Below are 17992 nucleotides of genomic sequence, written 5' to 3'. Positions count from 1 at the left end.
GTAATACTGAGGTGGCGAATATCTTCAGACAGAGACTCGGTTTGTCGTGCCATCACCTCACTGGTTGAGGCTACCCAGTCAGCTTGACGAATATTTGCGGCAACTAAAGCTCGATGCAAAAAACTAGTAGCCGGAAAATCACCTGGTCAGTCCCTACGCCCTGCAGGCAGGGCTCGGGGAGTACGCCCGCAACCAGCTCGTCATCACGCCGCAGTTCGGCCCCCGCTTGCGCTTCTCCAAGATCTACACGTCCTTGCCATTGCAGCACGATGCGCCGCGCAAGATCGGCGTGGCCGCGTTCTGCGATATCTGCACCAAGTGTGCGGATGCCTGTCCGGTGAAGGCCTTGCCCTACGGGCCCCCGGCCGTCTCGACGCAACCCTCAGCGATCAAGGGCGTTCGCAAGTGGACGTCGGACGCCCAGAAGTGCTTCGGCTTCTGGACCCAGCTCGCCTCGGACTGCGCCATCTGCATGCGGGTGTGTCCGTTCAATCGTGACTTCTCCAAGCGTCGCCACCGCCTCTGGCTGAGGCTTGCCCTGTCGCCCCTGCGCAAGCTGGCGCTCTGGTTGGATCGCCATCGCGGTCAGCGAGCTAAGCCCGGCGATTGGTGGTCGAAGGCCTAGCCGCTGTCGACCACTGCCCCAAGGAAGGGATGGGTTCGAGCGTCTACATAGGTGTCAGATCCACAAGAGGCGCTACCCATGGTGCAAGCATTCAGATTGGTTCCGTCCGCCGGCCTGGCCGGTGCGGTGACCTTCGTTCTCGTCTTCGTTATGCAATACCTGATCTCGACGGGGCAGTCGGCGATCGTTACGGAGGTGCCAGGGCAGGTACTGAACTTCGTGCGCGTGCCGAAGGAGGAGATCGTCGAGGTCAAACCGACCAAGCCGCAGAAGCCGCCGCAGCCGGAGACGCCACCGCCGAAGATAACGCGGATGCGCCTGGACCCCACGAGCACCACCGTCGCGCTCACCCACAGCGCACCTGTCACCAGCGGGGCGGGGGTCGGCATCACCGCATCGCTCGGCCTCGCCGCCGCGGATGGGGAGTACCTGCCGATCATCAAGGTGGCCCCGGTCTACCCGCGGCGTGCCCTCGAGCGCGGCCTGGAGGGGGATGTCATCGTGGCGTTCACGGTGACCCGTCAGGGCACGGTGAGGGATGTGTCGGTGGTGGAGTCCACGCGGCCGTTGTTCAACCAGGCGGCGATCGCGGCGGCGGAGAAGTTCAAGTACAAGCCGCGGGTGGTGAACGGGGTGCCGATCGAGGTGGCCGGGGTGAAGAACCGGATCTCGTTCAGGCTCGAGAACTGAAGCGGTACAGGTCACGCCCCCGGGTCATCGGGGGCGTCGCCGTCGCGCGCCGGGAGCCGCCATCCTCGCTATGATCAGAGTTCTTGGTTCAGCTCCCAAGGAATCCGCCAGCCGACGCGTCTAACCCAACGATGAGCGAACCCATCGCAGACGATCAACTGGCCGCCGCCGCCGCAAAGGGTGACCGTGCGGCCTTCGCCACGTTGCTGGAGCGCAATTACGGGCGCATCTACCGCCTGTGCCTCCAGTGCCTGCGCGAACCGGACGACGCGGCCGACCTCGCCCAGGACGTATGCGCCGGAATGGCGAGGAAGATCAGAGGGTTCCGAGGGGACTCGTCGTTCAGCACCTGGTCCTACCGGGTGATCCTGAACGCCACCCACGATGCGCGCCGCAAGCATCAGCTGCGTCGCGAGAGGACCGCCGAATACCTGGCGGAACACGACGACCGACAACACCTCGACGAGCACCACGCCCAGCGCAGCCAACTGCTGCGCGAGGCCGTGGAGACCCTCCCAGCCCCCCTGCGAGACACCACGATCCTGGTGATCTACGGCGGGCTCACCCACAGCGAAGCCGCCGAGGTGCTGAAGGTGAAGGAGGGCACGATCTCCTGGCGCCTCGCCGAGGTGCGCAAGACCTTAAGCAGACAATTGAACACGAACGACCTACCACCTAAGCCGAGCGGCGGGGAGGTGATCGCATGACCGACATCCTCGACGAGCTCCGAACCCAAGCCCTGCGCCAAACCGACACGCCTGCGCCCGAGGGGGCTCGCGAACGCGCTGTCGAGGCCGCCCTGGCGGCGTTCGACGAGGAGTTCGCCGCCGACGAACGCACTGCGGAATCCACCAATACCTCGCGCACAGCACCTGGTGACAGGGACATGCGAGATCGCTGGATCCAATTCGCTCGCTACGGCCTAGCGGCTTCGTTCGCTGCCATCGTCTCCGCCATCACGCTCCTGATCCTCTCCAATACCCCGGAGGCGGTGGACGAGCGACGCCTCTACGCTCTCGATCCGAACGATGTGCAGGAGTTGCCGCTACCCAACCTGCGCGAAGCGATGCGCGAACGCAGCGCTGGCACGGACCGATTCCCCCGTGCTGACGTCAACGGCGTGACCGACACCCTCACGGATCCCGTCTCCACCTTCTCGGCTGACGTCGACACGGCGAGCTACACCTTCGTACGGCGACTGCTCAACGAGGGCACACTCCCGCCCCCCGCGGCTGTGCGCACGGAGGAGATGCTCAACTACTTCTCCTATGCCTACGAGGCACCCGTGCTGGACATGCCCCTGAATGCGGACGTGGCCCTCATGCCGGCGCCGTGGAGCGACGGTGTGCAATTGCTCCGGATCGGCATCCAGGGCTACGAGCCGCCGTACAAGGAACGTCCCGCCGCCAATCTGGTGTTCCTCATCGACACCTCAGGCTCGATGTCATCGCCCGACCGACTGCCCCTGCTGCAGTCTTCCCTGCGCCTGCTCCTGAAGGAGCTGAGGCCCGACGACACGGTGGGTATCGTGGCCTACGCCGGGTCTGCGGGCGTAGTGCTGGAGCCCACAGCGGCGTCCCAGCGCGCGCGTATCGAAGATGCCTTGCGCCACCTGCAGGCAGGGGGCAGCACCGCGGGGGCTGCCGGCATCCAGGGCGCCTACGCCCTGGCTGAGGCGCACTACGACGCTGAGAAGATCAATCGAGTGATCCTCGCCACGGACGGCGACTTCAACGTGGGCGCGCGCGATACGGCGACCCTGCGCCGGCTCATCGAGCGCAAGCGCGACGCCGGCGTGTCCCTCTCCGTGCTCGGCTTCGGCCGCGGCAACCTCAACGATGAGTTGATGCAGGCGCTGGCACGCAACGGCGATGGGCAGGCGGCCTACATCGACTCGCTCCACGAAGCGCACAAGGTGCTCGTCGAGCAGCTCGACGGCACGCTCCTGACCATCGCCAAAGAGGTGAAGATCCAAGTGGAGTTCAACCCTGCGCAGGTGGCCGAGTACCGTCTGCTCGGCTACGAGACCCGGGCGCTGAATCGTGAAGACCTCGATGACGATCGCGTCGACGCGGGCGAAGTGGGTGCCGGCCATCAGGTCACGGCGATGTACGAGATCGTGGCGCCCGGGAGCGAGGGCCGCCGACCAGACTCACCGCCCTCGCGGGGCCAGGTCGGAGCCGCTGTGGATGATTTACTCACCGACGAGCTGGCGGTCGTGCGGATTCGCTACAAGGCCCCCGGCGAGTACCGCAGTCGTCAGCTCGACTTCCCCGTGACCCGTGCGGCCGAGGTGGCGCCCGACACCGAGGCGTCACGCGAGCTCGCTTTCGCCGCAGCGGTGGCCGCCTTCGGGCAAAAGCTGCGCGCCGACCCCACCCTCAGCGACTACGACTACGGTTCGGTCATGGCGTTGGCCGAGGCCAACCGCGGCGCCGACGGGCAGCAACGCCGTGAGTTCGTGCGCCTGGTAGAGCTTGCCGACGAACTGTCCAGGTAGGGCTCGCCAGCGCTCGGTCGCTCACCGTAATGAGCGCCTACGCGGCGGCAATCGGTGGCAGCGCACTACTGCGGCGTTTGCTTAGCGGTCGTCCCGTCTCGCGCCTTGCGCCCTATCAGCGCCTGGGGCAGCCTCGTGAGGTAGCGCCGATTCCCGCGGCGCCCGACTCGACGAGGACAGCGATGAGCAGCGAACAGCCCGAATGCCCCGCCCGTGAGCCCTACGGTGTAGAAGTCAGCGCCGGCAAGAAGTACTACTGGTGTGCCTGCGGGCGCAGTAAGCAGCAGCCCTTCTGTGACGGCTCCCACGCGGGCACCTCCTTCGTGCCCCTCGAGCACACCGCGGAGCGAGATGGCACCTTGTGGTTCTGCGGCTGCAAGCGCACTAACAAGCAACCTCTTTGCGACGGTTCTCACAACAAGCTCTAGGACAACGCCCGCGGAGGCGTCGCCTAACGACGGCACCTTGGTTGACTGCGTTATCTTCGGCAAAGTTGCCAGCCTCAACTATCGGAACTCCCATCAACACGCGACCGATGGAAGGGAGAATCTGACCTGTCGGAGGAGATGATGAACGTGCTCAACAGCGCCCGTGAGGTAACGCGAGCTCTGGACGACGCCCTGGATGCACGAAGCACCTCACAGGAAGAGATTGGACAACTGCTCGATGAAATTCTCCGCACCGCCGTGGACGCAGATCGTCGGCGCCACGAAGTGCAACGAGCGGAGATGCAAGCCCTCGAAGATGCGATGGACCAAGCCCTGGCGCAGGCCCAGCAGGAGGACGAGGAGATTGAGCGCATCTTAGGTGCGCTGATGACGTGCTCCTTCGGCCGGATCAGCGGTCAGCTCACCTGGTCACGCGTGTCGTAAGGCGGGACCGACGGGGTCGACCGCCCGTGGATCACGGGCGGCCGTTCCCAGCCCTTACCGCGCCGTGCCGGTGATCAGGACTCGCACGGCATCACCCGGTCGAACGTCGAAGCGCGCGCGCCGGCAGTCCCAGACACCGTCGACCACCGGCCAACCAACGACGTTGGGCCGAGAGACGTTGATGCAGCGGGCCGGTTCGGTGATGTCGAGCCCGGTCAGCGTGCCCTCCAGGAGTTCTGCGGACACTGGAGCTGCCCCTGCCGCGATGACCAGCCGGATCTGGTCGCCGGGTGCCGCGGTGAGACCGGCGGCCTCACAGTCGAGGGCGGCCACCGGATCCCCGGCGCCCGAGGCCACGACCGATTGCGGGTCGGTCACGTTGTCACAGCGGGCGGTGACGCCGGCCAGCCCGACTGCAGTGGCGCCGATCGGCGCATCCGCGGTGTCCACCACCAGCCGCGCGAAACCTGGCGTCCCGTTACTCGCCCCGAACAGTCCCTCTCTGAAGGTCTCGGTGTCGTTGAAGGTCGGCAGCGCTCCGCCAAGTGCGACGAGCCCGTCCGCTTCGCTCAGCAGCTGGACAGCCTCGGCGTTCAGGGGCACGGTCAGCGTCCGGTCGACGTCGCGCCGCGTGGCGACGGTCTCTCCCAGCGAGGTGCCACTGCCGAGATCCGTGTACGCCTGCGCGCCGCCGGTGCCGTCCACCAGCACCTCGACGGGTGTGTCCACGGTAAACACCTCGTAGATCTCGAAGGCCTCGTCGGTGACCAGCCCGCCCAAGTCGGGCACGTACAGGCGCAGGCGCGCCGCCGTGATCGGTTGCGAGATGCCTGTCGGGTCGAACACGAAGAAGTTATTGAACAGCGAGCCGGCGTTCTGGCCGACCAGGTAGTTCTCGTTGTCCACGGTGTGCTCGCCTTCCGCGGTGTACCACCCTCGGTCCACGGAAGGCAGATCAACGGCCAGGGCCGTTGCGGCGCTCGTCAGGAGCGCGATGAGAACCCACTCGCGATTTACCATATCGATCTCCCTGACGGATATGTTGCCTGACGAGGATAGTCGTTCGGCTGCCTAGTGGGGATGTCGCCGGATCGGTGGTATCTCGCGTCCTCGCCGAAGCTGCTGGTAGCTGACGCGCGTGCGACCGCTAGAAGCGGTCTACGCGCTTCGCACGCCGGCCGTCCCTCAGGAACTCCACATGGGTGATGAGACCACCCTCCACCCGATACACGGCGATTCCGGGCTCGGACACCTGGCCGTAGGAGAAGGTCCTCTCCACCACCACGAAGGGCCCTGACGCCAGCATCGAGGTCACGGTGACCTCAGCGTCACCCGTCTCCACGAGGGACGCGAACAACTCGCGCAGTGCCCCTCGGCCGGAGGTGAGGGGGGTGCCTGGGAACACGGAGATCACGACGTCCTCAGCGTAGAGATCCATTAGTGCACTCAGGTCATGGGCGTTGAGCGCGTCCATGCGAGCCGTCACGACCTCCTGCGGTGATTGGGCGTTCGACGCATGGGCCGAGAGCAGGAGCAGCAGCAGGATGGCGAGTCGAGTAGTCATCTGGTCACCTCGTCAAGTGAGCTGGCTAGTCGGTCGGTAGCGGTAAGCCGTGTGTCCACCCATGTTCCCTGCGAACACGCGCAAACTCCGCAAGTGCAGGGCGCTCGAACAACGCGTGATAGCGCGGATGCTGCAGCACCCAGTCGGGATACGGGTTGGTGCCATAGAAGGGCATCAGGGCGTGGCCAGTACTGAGGAATTTGCCCTTGTCGGCGGCGAGTTCGAGGGCGCTTAGGAACATGTCTTCGGGCAGAAAGTCGCAGAACACCGGCCCCCACATGCCCACCTGTTCAGTTACAGGGTTCGTCTCGTAGAGTTCGATCAGCGCTTCGATCTGCGCCTGCTTGTCCGGTCGGTCGAACATGATCGAGAAGAAGCCCGGCAAGATGCGCGTGACGTTAGGCTTCGCTTCGGGCGGCAGGCTCGCCAGCAGCGCCTCGAATTCCTCGTAGTGGGGGCGCCATTGAGCCGCAAGCACCGGGTCGCCTGACAAAACAGCGTAGGTGGAGGCGAACGCGACGAAGCCTTCCCCCAGGCAACGCTCGGCCTGGCAGGCATTGAAGAACGCAAAGGCATCCTCGGTTCGCCCTGCTGTCGCCAGCCAGCGGGCGCGCACTTGTGCGCCCGACAGATTCTCCGGATGCAGGGCTACCAGTCGATCGTAGAGGTCGATGGCCCCGTCGACATCCCCGCTGTACATCTTGAGGCCGGCATTCGCGTAGAGCACGTCGAATTGGACGGGCGCCAACGCCATGGCCCTTTCCGCGTGCATACGCGCGGCAGACATATCGAACGCAGGCCCCAGGCTCCAGAACACCATCGCAGCGTGGGTGGATGCATCGTCAGGGATGAGCGCGAATGCGCGCTCGAAGGCATGCGAGACGTCCCGGCGAAATCTCTCGAAGTCCCGCGACAGGGGACTGCCCACGCCGGTGGACCCAACAAACGCGATGCCTGCCCACGCCTCACCGAAGTCCGGGTCGATCAAGGCAGCGTTCTGGAACGCGTCGTACGCCTGAAAGCGTGCCTGGTCGTTGCGCATACGCTCGCCGAAGTAGCCAAGGCCCAGGTAGTATTGCTCGACGGCTTCAGGCTCGATGCCTTCGCCGCTGGTGCGCCCTCGGTACTGGCCCACACCTAGCTCGATCTCTAGCTGCCGACCTACCTGTCGTACGATGTCGTCCTGGATCGTGAAGACGTCGTTCAGCGGCGCATCGTAGGCCTCGTTCCAGATCTGCACGCCGTCCGTGGTTCGGACCAGTTGGATCGTGGCTCGCACTTCGTCGCCGCTGCGAAGCACGGTGCCGTCCAGCACATGGTCCACACCGAGTTCGTACCCGATTTTGCGCAAATCGAGGTTGCGGTCGCGGTAGGCGAACGACGAGCGTTGGCCCGCCACCTCGAGATCTGTGATCCGCCCGAGCCGGGTGAGCAGGCCAACGGCAACGCCGTCCGCGAACAGCTGGTCTTCATCAGCCGAGGAGAGGGCGGTGAAGGGCAAGACGGCGATCGAGGGGGCGCTCGGGACTGGAGCGCTCGCGGCGACGACCGGGTCCTCGACATCCGACGGATCCGGGGATAAGGCGGGGATAAGGAATCTGATCGCCAGGAGGGTGATCGCGCCAAGCAGCACGGCGAAGCGAGGCGGCAGGGGCATGCCCGACTTCGTAGGTGCTTCTGCCTGAGATGTTACCGGTGGTGATGGCGGCGTGTTCGATGCGGCGTCGGGTAGACCGGATTCCACGAGCGTCACAGGCTGCACGACACGATAGCCGCGCTTGGGGATGGTCTCGATGTACTCCTGCGATTCGCCGGCGTCTCGGATGGTCTTGCGAATGAGCGAGATCGCCCGCGTCAGGCTCTCATCGCCGCTGTGCTCGAGGCCCCAGACCTGGTCGATGAGGGTGTCGCGCCCCACCACCTCGCCTGCGTGTCCGGCAAGCAGGCACAGAACATCCATGATGCGCGGCTCGAGGGCGTATCTGGACTCACCGAGAAACAGCGAGTTGAGCGTCGGCTCGACGCGGATGGCGCCGAGCACGAAAGGGGGGCGTTGAGCGTTTGCGTGTGTCACGTAGGCCGGCGTCCCTTGACGAGATCTCGTGCTCGACCGGCATGCTTCTCATCATAAGGGGTCGTGAGGATGCGTCGACGATCTCGGCCCCATCATACAAAATCACTGCAGGCCAGCGCCGGGCGGGGTGGCCGGGCGGGCGTGCGGGTTGGCCATTGTCGCTGCTGTGACGCAGACGGTCCCTGCGCCGCCACACCGCGTTGATCGTGCGGTTAGCGAAGCACATCGGGGGCCCGGAGTTGATCGCCAGTGCCTACGGCCTCGAACCGCGGATGGGATCATTCCAAGAGATGCGCTTCCTTCTCCAGCACTTGAGAAGGTGAGCCGACGATGAGCGGATCCGGGCCATGCACGATATGCTCGTCCTTCCCCGGGTAGTCCAAGGCTGCCAGGAAATGCTGCATGCAGTTCAGCCGAGCCCGCTTCTTGTCATCGGATTTGATGATGGTCCACGGGGCATCAGCCGTATCCGTGTAGAAGAACATCGCTTCCTTGGCTTGCGTGTACTCGGTCCACTTGTTCTGCGAGATCTTGTCGATCGGGCTGAGCTTCCACTGTTTAAGTGGATCGCTCTCGCGCGCCGTAAAACGCCGCTGCTGCTCTTGCGCCGTGACCGAGAACCAGTACTTGAACAGGCGGATTCCCGACCGCGTGAGCATGCGTTCGAGGTCCGGCACCTGACGCATGAACTCGAGGTACTCGACGGAGGAGCAGAAGCTCATGACGCGCTCCACCCCGGCGCGGTTATACCAGGAGCGATCGAAGAAGACCATCTCACCCTTGGTAGGTAAGTGCTTGATGTAGCGTTGGAAGTACCATTGCCCGCGCTCCACGTCCGACGGCTTCTCGAGGGCGACCACACGCGCGGCTCGGGGATTGAGATGTTCCATGAAGCGTTTGATGGTGCCGCCCTTGCCAGCAGCATCACGACCTTCGAAGAGCACTACGATTCGTTGATCGGTCTGCTTGACCCAGTTCTGCACCTTGAGCAGTTCTGTTTGCAGCTCCTGCTTATGGTGCTCGTAGGCATCGCGACGGATCTTCCGCTTGTACGGGTAGATGCCGCGTCGGAAGAGTTGGCGGATCTCTTGGGGGCTGTGGCGTAGTTCGTCGAGCAGGATTGATCGTCGCTCGCGTGACGCAGGGGCTGGAGCGCCCGTGGCGGTGGCGTCGTCCTTGACGCGAGCGGTCTGCGCACCGAGGTGCGGGAGGCGATCGGGCGCGGTTGCGGGGGTGCCGTCGGTCATGGAATTGCCTTTCGCCAAAGAGGGTCCGGTCCAGAGCTAGTCTCGCGCGTTCAGCTGCCCTGAGGGATAGGTAGTTGCCGCTAGCATCGAGGTGTCACCGCAACTCGCACTCGCGCTCCATGGGCGTGGACCGCACGCGGTTGTCCTGCGGATGTCGTGCAGGTAAGTCAGCGCCTCAAGCTGCTCCGTGTCGCTTCAGTTGTCTACGTCGTCGTAGAGTCTCCGTTTGCTAAATTTTTACAGGGGGTTACGTGGCCCTTGGTCAGTTTTCCACCGCATCGCCATAGACTGTCCGAATCGTCTTGAGTCGAACGTTCGATTTCAAGCCGCGGCGCAGGACGCGTAGATTGGACGGCATCTAAGAAACAACTCGAGGTTCGAAACCGATGAAGCGGGAACGGAGTAAATGGCTGGCCTTGTCCCTCGGCGTGATGCTGCTGGGTGCGGGCCCTGTCCTCGCAGAGGATGCGGCACCATTGATGCGTGAGGCACCGGCCGATGCGGAGGTCTACTTTCTCGAGCCAGCGGATCACGCCGTCGTGCCGCCGTCGTTCAAAGTGGTATTCGGGTTGCGCAACATGGGCGTCGCGCCCGCGGGCACCGATCGCCCCAACACCGGGCACCATCACCTGCTGATCGACTCGCCGGAAGGGCTCGACTTCACCCAGCCGCTGCCGGCCACCGATCAGGTGCGGCACTTCGGCGGCGGGCAGACGGAGGCCGTGATCGAGCTGCCGCCAGGGAAGCACACGCTGCAATTGGTGATGGGCAACTTCGTGCACATCCCCCACGCGACGCCCGTGGTCTCGAACACGATCACGGTGACTGTCGAGTAAGTGGCGGCGGGGAGCTCGGGGCTCCCCGCTCTCGTCGATGAGCGGCCGGCGGTCTAGCCCTCGTAGGCCGCAGCGTAGAGGGCGATGACCTCATCCTTGCTCGGCTGCTTCGGATTGGTCACGCCGCACGCATCCTTCATGGCGTTGTCCGCCAGGGTGGGGAAGTCAGTCGGCTTCACCACCTCGAACGCGGCGAGGTTGGGCGGGATGCCCACCGCGGCAGAGAGCGTGCGTATGGCCGCAAGGGCCTCGTCCGCTGCCTGCGATGCACTCATCTCCCGTGTGTCGATGCCGAAGGCCTGGGCGATCTCCACGAAGCGTTCAGGCACGGCCTGCGCGTTGTAGGCCTGCACGTGGGGCAGGAGGATGGCGTTGCACACACCGTGGGGCAGGTCGTAGTAGCCGCCGAGCTGGTGCGCCATGGCATGGACGTAGCCGAGGCTCGCGCTGTTGAAGGCCATGCCGGCGAGGAACTCGGCGTAGGTCATCATCTCCCGCGCCTCCTGATCGTGCCCGTTCTCCACCGCCCGTGGCAGGAAGCCGGCGACCAGCTTGATCGCGTGCAGGGCGGCTGAGTCGGTGACCGGCGTGGCGGCGGTGGAGACGTAGGCCTCGATCGCGTGGGTGAGGGCGTCCATCCCCGTGGCCGCGGTGAGGTCGGGCGGCATCGCCTCCATCAGGTCGGGATCGTCCACGGACAGCGTCGGCGTGGTGCGCCAGTCGACGATGGCCATCTTCACGTGCCGGGTATCGTCCGTGATGATCGCGAAGCGTGTCATCTCGCTCGCCGTGCCCGAGGTGGTGTTGATGGCCACCAGGGGCAGCATCGGTTGGGTCATCTTGTTGATGCCCTCGAAGTCGCGGATGTCGCCGCCGTGGGTGGCGAGGATGCCGATCGCCTTGGCAGCGTCGTGGGGCGAGCCGCCGCCGAAGGAGATGATGAAGTCGCAGCCCTCCTGCTTCAGGAGCGCCGTGCCCTCGTCCACCTGGGCGGTGGTGGGGTTGGGTTCGACGCCGTCGTAGACCGCGTAGTCGACGCCGATGTCCTTCAGGAGTTCGGTCAGCACTTGGGTGGCCTTCAGCTCCCGATGCAGCGGGGCATCGGTGACGATGAGGGCTTTCTTGAAGCCGAGGCCTTGGATTTCGCGGCCGGCGTCGGCGAGGCCGCCGGCGCCCATGATGTTCACCACGGGCATGAAATAGTAGTACGCCATCTTTTCCTCCTTTAGCTTCAACCGCCACGGCAACGTGCGCCGAGAGCTTTCTAGAGGTAGATATAGAGTCTGCTAGCTCGGCGCGGTATCGCTGAAAGTACGGATTGGGCTGCGCTTGGCGCTAGTTCGCCAGGGAGTAGGCACTCAGGTCAGGTCGTACTTGCGCAGCCGTCCCCGGAGTTGGTGGTAGGTCAGGCCGAGGAGTTCTGCGGCCGCACGCTGGTTGTGGTTCATCGCGTCCATCGCCGCGCGGATATAGCGCACCTCGAAGTTGCCGACAACCTCCGGCAGATCGACGGGCAATGAAGGTGTGTGCTCTGCGCTTGCCTGGGCGGCGTCCTCGCCAGCGTCAGGGCCCGTATCAGGAACCGCCGGCCCGCGCAGTCGAAAGGGCGAAGCGAAGGGGTCGAGGGAGATCGCATCTACCGGATCCTCCAGCGACGGCCACCGGTAAAGCGACCGCTCCACCACGTTTTTGAGCTCTCGCACGTTACCCGGCCAGGGATGGGTCAGCAGAATCTCCCGCGCGCCCTCCGAAAACCCAGGAAACAGCGGCCGCCCCAACTCCTGCGCCGCCCGCACCCCGAAGTGCTCCCCCAGCATCAGGATGTCCTCGGGCCGTGCCCGCAGCGGTGGCACGGTGATCACATCGAAGGCGAGCCGATCCAGCAGGTCGTGGCGGAAACCGCCTTTGCGTGCCAGGCGCGGTAGATCCTCGTTCGTCGACCCCACCACGCGCACGTCCACGGAGAGGGTGTCGCTGCCGCCCACCCGCTCGAACTCGCCGTACTCGATCACCCGCAGGATCTTCTCCTGCATCCGCAGGGGGATCGTGCCGAGTTCGTCCAGCAGCAGGGTTCCCCCCTCGGCCCGCTCGAAGCGCCCGATGTGCTGGCCGACGGCGCCGGTGAACGCGCCGGCCTCGTGCCCGAACAGCTCCGACTCCAGCAGGCTCTCGGTGAGGGCGGCGCAGTTGAGCTTCACCAGCGGCTCGTCCCAGCGCTTGGACAAGAAGTGCAGTCGTTGCGACACGAGCTCCTTGCCGGTCCCCCGTTCTCCGATGATTAACAACGGCTTATCGAGCGGCGCCGCGTGGGACACGTGCTCCAGCATCGAGAGGAAGGAGGGCGACTCGCCCAGGATATTTGGGGCGGATGAACTCATTTGGCGAAAACCGCGAAAGTATTAGTAGAAAATACCAAAGGTTGAGAAATTTCGCCAAATAACATTGAGCGGCTCTGTTCTTCGTGGCTCCCTATCTATCTGTTTTCATTGATAAAAATCCCGAAGCCTGAGTTTGGCACGGAACTCGCTATACATCTCCCGAGAGAAACACACTCACCTGGAGGAAGTTCGATGGGTATTTTCTCGCGCTTCAGTGACATCGTGAACTCGAACCTCAACTCCCTGCTGGAGAAGGCCGAGGATCCGGAGAAGCTGGTACGCCTGATGATTCAGGAGATGGAAGACACGCTGGTGGAAGTGCGTTCCGCCGCGGCTCGCGCCATCGCCGACAAGAAGGAGCTCACCCGCAAGCTGGAAGCCATCTCCAAGGATGTGGACGAGTGGCACCGTAAGGCGGAGCTCGCCGTGTCCAAGGGTCGCGACGATCTGGCCAAGGCCGCCCTGGCGGAGAAGGCCCGGGTCAGCGAGATGCGCGACGGTCTGCAGAACCAGTTCGACTCGGTCACCGAGGGTCTGGAGCAGCTGAACGACGACATCGGTCGTCTGGAAGACAAGCTGGCCGACGCCAAGGCTCGCCAGAAGGCGTTGATCGTTCGCCACAAGACGGCGACCAACCGTCTGGAGGTGCGCAAGCAGATCCACGACAACAAGATCGACGACGCGCTGGTGCGCTTCGAGCAGTTCGAACGCCGCATGGAGACCATGGAAGGACGTGTCGAAGCCTACGACCTCGGCCGTGGTAAGGACTTGCGCCGGGAGTTCACCGAGCTCGAGGGCGACACCAAGATCGATGAGCAGCTCAACGATCTGAAGCGGGACATGGCGAGCAAGCAGTCCAGTCAGTCGCATTCATAAGTGAGGAAGTGAGATGGAAGTGATCGGAATACTGCTATGCGTGGTCGTGCTACCGATCTTTCTGTTCCTGCACTACACCACGCGCTGGCGTGAGCTGAAGGGGCTGTCGAAGGAAGACGAGCGCATGCTCGAGGATCTGTGGCAGGACGCCCAGCGGATGGAGAGTCGCATCAACACGCTGGAATCGATCCTCGACGATGAAGTGCCGGACTGGAGGAAGCGGGCGTGAGGTACGGACGCGGGTCAGGGCGGATCTACCGAGATCGTGAGAACGGCGTGCTGTTCGGGGTGTGCGCGGGCTTGGCTAATCACTTTGCCGTGCGCCCCCTCGCCATCCGCATCCTGGTGGTGCTGGCGGTGGTGATCGCGCCCTTCTGGCCGCTGGCGCTGGTGTATCTCACCGCTGGGATACTGCTGCAGGACAGGCCGTTGGAGTACACGGGGCGTCGCTCGGAGCGTGAGTTCTGGCGCGACGGCGAAGAAGAGAGCTGGAGGTAAGGAAATGGGTTCGAGCCGAAGACATCGTCATCACCACGAACGGTCACGCTTCCGGGCGGCGCGCGAAGAGCGTCGGCACGGGGGTGGGGGGCCGGGGCGAGACGAGCGTCGTGACTACGGCGATGAGCCAGATCCTCGCCGCTTGTATCGCAACCGTCGTCGGGGCGTGTTGGCTGGCGTGTGCGCCGGCATCGCCGACCACTTCGGGTTCTCCCTGACGGGCACGCGCATCGTCACGGTGATCGCAGCCTTCGTGCTGATGCCCTGGGTGGTCCTGGCCTACATCGCCATGTCGATCATGCTGCCGACGACGCCGGAGGAGCCCTTGTACCGCGATGAAGATGAGGAGGCCTTTTGGCACTCCGTACGCAAGTCGCCGATCGCGACCCTTTCGCAGGTACGACACAAGTTCCGCGAGATGGAGGCACGCACCCAGCGCTTAGAACGCTACGTGACGTCCTCTCGCTACGGTGTGGATCGCGAGTTCAGAGAATTAGAACGATAGAAGTAGCGCCTATTGGAGGTGCTAAGTAAGCAGGGGGAGACCCCGAGGAGACAAGATGATCGCCGTTATGGCCGTATTGTGTGGGTGTGCCGCACTCTACAATACGATGAAGTACCGTTACTGGCGTGAAGAGCAGTTAAGGCGAGCAGCAGGGGAGGAAGTTGATAGATGAGCGTATTCCACATGGTGGTCTGGGTGGTGGCGATCGGCTGCATCACCGGCATGGTCACCGAGTATTTCAAGACCAAGCAGATGCGCGGCGCGCGCGACGTGGAAGATCGAGACCTCATGGAGAAGCTCGATCGCCTGGAGAGGCTCGAAGAGCGCGTGCGTGTGCTGGAGGCCATCGTCACCGACAAGCGTTATGACCTGCGCCGGGAGATCGACGATCTCGACCGCGTGAGCTAGCTCCCTCCCCAATACCAAGATCCCCCCCGATCGCCGCGGCAGGCCTTCCCTAGAGGCCTAGCCGCGCGCCGGGGCGGCCGAAGTCACAGGCTTAGCCCAGCCGCTTTCAGTTCAGCTTCGATTAAGCCGCCTCTTGCCACACTGACTCCCGAGTATCGAACGATTCGACCAGCGGGAGAGCACAGTGAAACGCTTCCTAAGTACTGCGGTAGCCGCCTGGCTGGCCGCGTCCATCCCCGCCCTCGAGGCGGCGGCCTTCAGCGGCGACGTCGACATCGACGTGGTCAGCCCCGAGGGCTACGTCCATACGCTCTACCACGTGGAGGAGCCGCGCTACGCGAGCACCAACCGCCGCGGTGGTGGTGACGACGCCCTGCGCGCCTGGTTGGAAGCCAAGCCCGGTGAGCCCTACGCCTTGCGCGTGCGCAACCGTACGGGCCGACGCGTGGGCGTGGTGCTCGCGGTGGACGGTCGCAACATCATCAGCGGCAAGCGCTCTAACCTGTCGCGTCGTGAAGCGATGTACGTGCTGGAGCCCTACCAGAGCGCCGTCTACGAAGGCTGGCGCACGGGTCGCGATCGGGTGAACGAGTTCTACTTCACCCGCGAGCAGCACTCCTACGCGGCGGCCTTCGACGACTACTCGTCCATGGGCTTGATCAGCGCCGCCGTTTACCGTGACGCCACGCCGCGTTACCGGGACGGGCCTGACCTCTACGCCGACGGTAAGCGCGCACCGGGCGCGGGCAAGCAGAACGCCCAGCCGCAGGGTAAGGCCGGCACGGGCTTCGGCGATGAGCGCTACTCGCCCTCACGCCAGGTGGCCTTCGACGCGCAGCGCTCGCCGTCCGCCGTGATGCTGGTGCGCTACGAGTGGCGCGAGACCCTTTGCGAGATGGGCATCATGCGCTGCAGCCGCTACGGCAGGAGCGATCGCAACCGGCTCTGGGACCGTCGCTACGACACCACGCCCGGTGGCTTCGCCCCCTACCCGCCGAGCCGTCGCTACGACGACCAGCGCCATCGTTGGTGGCGCTGAGCCAAGCCCTCGACCGCACGCGGTTCGAGGGCACCCGAAGCAACCGATGGGGCCGTCCGTGGATAACGCCACGGATGGCCCTTTGCGTTTGTGCAGCAGTGGTCTGGCGCCGTGCCGGCCCACCCTTGCGCCCTGCCAGGGCATACGCGATATTGCGCCCTGACCGCCCACCGGCTGCAGCTGCGGCCCTAGCGCCCGAGAACGCCCTTGCAACTCGACTACCAGGATCGCCTCGACCGTCTGAGGTCGCACGCCGGCGATAGCGCCCTGCGCACGCCCACCATGGGCGTGGAGCGAGAGTGTCTGCGGGTGGATCCGGAGGGGCGCATCGCCAAGTCGGTGCACCCCGAGGCCCTCGGGGCCGCGCTCACCAATCCCTTCGTCACCACCGACTATTCGGAAGCGTTGCTGGAGCTGATCACGCCGCCCTGCCGTGGCGCCGGCCCCACCTTCGAGTTCCTGACGGACATCCACCAGTTCGTGGACGGCCACCTCGATGCGGGCGAGCAGCTATGGTCGAGCAGCATGCCCTGTGTGGTGAATGGCGATGCGGATGTGCCCATCGCCCACTACGGCACGTCCAACGTGGGGATGATGAAGCGCATCTACCGCGTGGGGCTTGGTTACCGCTACGGCCGCACGATGCAGGCGATTGCGGGCGTGCACTTCAACTACTCGCCGCCGCCGGCCGTGTGGAGCGCCTGGTTCGGCGAGGGGAACCTGAGCGAGCGCCAGCGCCAGATCTCGGCGTCCTTGTTCGGCATGGTGCGCAACCTCCGTCGCTACGGCTGGCTGATGCTCTATCTCTACGGCGCCTCGCCGGCGGTGTGCCGCACCTTCTTCGGTGCCCGGGCCGATGCGCTGAAGCGTCTGGGGCTCGAACGCCTCGACGAGTACACCGCGTTCCTGCCCTACGCCACCTCCCTGCGCATGAGCGATCTGGGCTACAGCAACAAGGCGCAGGCGAGCGTGCAGGTGTCGGCGAACTCCCTCGATGAGTACATCGACGGCCTCACCCACGCCATCACCACGCCCTGGCCGGCGTACGAGGAGATCGGCGTGCGGGTGGACGGCGAGTACCGCCAACTCAACGCCAACCTGCTGCAGATCGAAAACGAGTACTACAGCCTGGTGCGGCCCAAGCGCGTGGCGCAGTCAGGTGAGTCACCCATGCAGGCCCTGCGTCGGGGCGGGGTCGAGTATGTGGAACTTCGAGCCCTGGACGTCGATCCCTTCGCGCCGTCGGGCGTGAGCGAGGAGCAGCTCCTGGTGCTCGAAGCGTTCATGCTCTACTGCCTCACCGCGGACAGTCCGCCGATCACCGAGCAGGAAGCGAAGGGAATCGATAGCAACACGCGCCTCGTCGCGCGGCGGGGCCGCGAGCCGGGCCTGAAGCTGCACACGGCCGATGGCGGCGAGGTTCCGCTACGGGATGAGGCCTTGCGCCTGGTCGACGGCATGTTGGGCCTGTGTGAAGAGGTCTTCGCCGGCGCGGGGGCGGACGTGCGCCAAGCCTTGGGGCGTCAGCGTTGCGCGGTGATCGAGCCCTCGCTCACCCCCTCGGCGCGCCTGCTGGATGAGATGACCACGCGCCAGGAGAGCTTCATCGAGTCGGCCCTACGCCTCTCCGCCTGGCATCGCGAGGCCCTGCGCGGGCGCGGTGTGCTGGCGCCGGCCATGCTGGCCGTGCTCGAGCATGAGGTGCGTCGATCGCACAAGCGCCAGCGGGAGATCGAGGCGACGGACCAGCTCTCCTTCGAGCAGTACCTGCACAACTACTACCGCCAGACCCGTCGCCGCTGATCCGGCGGCCGCAACTTTCCGAACGCCGAAAAAGAAAAACCCCGCCGGAGCGGGGTTCAGTCATTCTTCTTATTGTC

The 17992-nt window shown here is 64.7% G+C and carries 19 protein-coding genes and 1 pseudogene; 14 read left to right on the top strand and 6 right to left on the bottom strand.

The annotated features are described in order from the left end of the window. The first annotated feature begins 142 nt into the window (after positions 1–142). The 6 genes and pseudogenes from AAF184_06055 (at position 143) to AAF184_06030 (ending at position 4687) form a co-directional block, all read left to right on the top strand. Positions 143–625 (top strand): annotated as a pseudogene (locus AAF184_06055) (4Fe-4S double cluster binding domain-containing protein). Between the two features lie 78 nt (positions 626–703). Beyond that, complete coding sequence (locus AAF184_06050) at positions 704–1315, top strand: energy transducer TonB (GenBank protein ID MEO0421878.1); 612 nt, start codon at positions 704–706, stop codon at positions 1313–1315. A 131-nt stretch (positions 1316–1446) separates the two neighbouring features. Further along, on the top strand, positions 1447–2022 hold the full coding sequence (locus AAF184_06045; protein MEO0421877.1) for an RNA polymerase sigma factor: 576 nt from the start codon (positions 1447–1449) through the stop codon (positions 2020–2022). Continuing rightward, complete coding sequence (locus AAF184_06040; protein ID MEO0421876.1) at positions 2019–3815, top strand: von Willebrand factor type A domain-containing protein; 1797 nt, start codon at positions 2019–2021, stop codon at positions 3813–3815. The genes AAF184_06045 and AAF184_06040 overlap by 4 nt, the downstream gene beginning before the upstream one ends. Before the next feature lie 182 nt (positions 3816–3997). Then, on the top strand, positions 3998–4243 hold the full coding sequence (locus tag AAF184_06035; protein MEO0421875.1) for a CDGSH iron-sulfur domain-containing protein: 246 nt from the start codon (positions 3998–4000) through the stop codon (positions 4241–4243). Between the two features lie 141 nt (positions 4244–4384). Next, complete coding sequence (locus tag AAF184_06030; GenBank protein MEO0421874.1) at positions 4385–4687, top strand: hypothetical protein; 303 nt, start codon at positions 4385–4387, stop codon at positions 4685–4687. A gap of 54 nt (positions 4688–4741) precedes the next feature. Here the strand turns inward: AAF184_06030 and AAF184_06025 are convergent, their stop codons facing one another. From AAF184_06025 to ppk2, 4 genes are all read right to left on the bottom strand, one after another. Continuing rightward, positions 4742–5707, bottom strand: coding sequence for a hypothetical protein (locus tag AAF184_06025; GenBank protein ID MEO0421873.1), 966 nt, complete (start codon positions 5705–5707; stop codon positions 4742–4744). Positions 5708–5834: 127 nt separating this feature from the next. Next, positions 5835–6251: a nuclear transport factor 2 family protein gene (locus AAF184_06020; protein MEO0421872.1), complete on the bottom strand. Its 417-nt coding sequence runs from the start codon at positions 6249–6251 to the stop codon at positions 5835–5837. Positions 6252–6276: 25 nt separating this feature from the next. Continuing rightward, positions 6277–8325 (bottom strand): winged helix-turn-helix domain-containing protein, encoded by a 2049-nt coding sequence (locus AAF184_06015; protein MEO0421871.1) that lies wholly within the window; start codon positions 8323–8325, stop codon positions 6277–6279. A 278-nt stretch (positions 8326–8603) separates the two neighbouring features. Then, entirely contained in the window at positions 8604–9572 is a 969-nt protein-coding gene (gene ppk2, locus AAF184_06010) for a polyphosphate kinase 2 (GenBank protein MEO0421870.1), read from the bottom strand. Between the two features lie 386 nt (positions 9573–9958). Here ppk2 and AAF184_06005 point away from each other — a divergent pair, with 386 nt between their 5' ends. Continuing rightward, positions 9959–10408, top strand: a complete 450-nt coding sequence (locus AAF184_06005) for a DUF4399 domain-containing protein (GenBank protein MEO0421869.1) — start codon at positions 9959–9961, stop codon at positions 10406–10408. A gap of 53 nt (positions 10409–10461) precedes the next feature. Here the strand turns inward: AAF184_06005 and AAF184_06000 are convergent, their stop codons facing one another. Both AAF184_06000 and pspF read right to left on the bottom strand, forming a co-directional pair. Further along, entirely contained in the window at positions 10462–11622 is a 1161-nt protein-coding gene (locus AAF184_06000) for an iron-containing alcohol dehydrogenase (protein ID MEO0421868.1), read from the bottom strand. Positions 11623–11766: 144 nt separating this feature from the next. Further along, positions 11767–12786, bottom strand: a complete 1020-nt coding sequence (gene pspF, locus AAF184_05995; protein MEO0421867.1) for a phage shock protein operon transcriptional activator — start codon at positions 12784–12786, stop codon at positions 11767–11769. 192 nt (positions 12787–12978) lie between these two features. Between pspF and pspA the strand changes: the two genes are divergently transcribed. From pspA to gshA, 7 genes are all read left to right on the top strand, one after another. Continuing rightward, complete coding sequence (pspA, locus tag AAF184_05990; GenBank protein ID MEO0421866.1) at positions 12979–13662, top strand: phage shock protein PspA; 684 nt, start codon at positions 12979–12981, stop codon at positions 13660–13662. A gap of 13 nt (positions 13663–13675) precedes the next feature. Then, positions 13676–13891, top strand: coding sequence for an envelope stress response membrane protein PspB (gene pspB, locus AAF184_05985; protein ID MEO0421865.1), 216 nt, complete (start codon positions 13676–13678; stop codon positions 13889–13891). After that, positions 13888–14160: a PspC domain-containing protein gene (locus AAF184_05980; GenBank protein MEO0421864.1), complete on the top strand. Its 273-nt coding sequence runs from the start codon at positions 13888–13890 to the stop codon at positions 14158–14160. The genes pspB and AAF184_05980 overlap by 4 nt, the downstream gene beginning before the upstream one ends. 4 nt (positions 14161–14164) lie before the next feature. Beyond that, a complete protein-coding gene (gene pspC, locus AAF184_05975) occupies positions 14165–14665 on the top strand; it encodes an envelope stress response membrane protein PspC (GenBank protein ID MEO0421863.1) in 501 nt (166 codons plus the stop codon). A gap of 168 nt (positions 14666–14833) precedes the next feature. Further along, complete coding sequence (locus tag AAF184_05970; GenBank protein ID MEO0421862.1) at positions 14834–15073, top strand: hypothetical protein; 240 nt, start codon at positions 14834–14836, stop codon at positions 15071–15073. 184 nt (positions 15074–15257) lie between these two features. Beyond that, a complete protein-coding gene (locus AAF184_05965) occupies positions 15258–16112 on the top strand; it encodes a hypothetical protein (protein ID MEO0421861.1) in 855 nt (284 codons plus the stop codon). A 207-nt stretch (positions 16113–16319) separates the two neighbouring features. Continuing rightward, the gene (gshA, locus tag AAF184_05960; GenBank protein ID MEO0421860.1) at positions 16320–17915 is read left to right on the top strand and encodes a glutamate--cysteine ligase; all 1596 of its coding nucleotides are present in this window, start codon (positions 16320–16322) and stop codon (positions 17913–17915) included. Positions 17916–17992: the final 77 nt, after the last annotated feature.

This window comes from Pseudomonadota bacterium (assembly GCA_039815145.1).
Classification (GTDB): Bacteria; Pseudomonadota; Gammaproteobacteria; order Steroidobacterales; family JBCBZW01; genus JBCBZW01.
This window is presented reverse-complemented; position numbering and strand designations above follow the sequence as displayed.